Origin of the sequence: Spongiactinospora gelatinilytica, from assembly GCF_003236385.1 — a bacterium.
GTDB lineage: Bacteria > Actinomycetota > Actinomycetes > Streptosporangiales > Streptosporangiaceae > Spongiactinospora > Spongiactinospora gelatinilytica.
Genome location: NZ_POUA01000881.1, coordinates 1 through 429, shown reverse-complemented (window position 1 = coordinate 429; position 429 = coordinate 1). Strand labels below are relative to the sequence as shown.

The 429-nt window shown below is 72.5% G+C and carries 1 protein-coding gene; it reads left to right on the top strand.

Annotated elements, in window-relative coordinates:
• The first annotated feature begins 52 nt into the window (after positions 1–52).
• The gene (locus C1I98_RS39875; RefSeq protein WP_233508597.1) at positions 53–400 is read left to right on the top strand and encodes a dihydrofolate reductase family protein; all 348 of its coding nucleotides are present in this window, start codon (positions 53–55) and stop codon (positions 398–400) included.
• Positions 401–429: the final 29 nt, after the last annotated feature.

Sequence of the window (429 nt, the reverse complement as noted above, 5' to 3'; positions counted from 1 at the left end):
CCTCGTGCAGGCGGCACCGGAGGGGTGCCGCGGAGCCAGGAGGCAGCGAGAGATGAGCAAGGTCGCGCCGGTGTTCGTCCTCACCCACCATGCGCGCGAGCCGCTGGAAATGAAGGGCGGTACGACGTTCAACACCGTCACCGACGGGATCGAGGCGGCCCTGGCGAAGGCGCGCGAGGCCGCGGGCGACCGGGACGTCGCCATCGCCGGGGGCGCCGCGACGGTGAACCAGTACGTGGCGGCGGGGCTGATCGACGAGCTGCGCCTGCACATCGCGCCCGCGATCCTGGGGCGCGGCGAACGGCTCTTCGAGAGCGTTGGGGATATCGAGCTGCGGCCGGTCGGCGACCCCTGGGGCACGGGCCTGGTCACCCATGTGACGTATCAGGTGGTCCGGTAGCCGGGTGGGTCAGCGATGGGGGCCGGGCG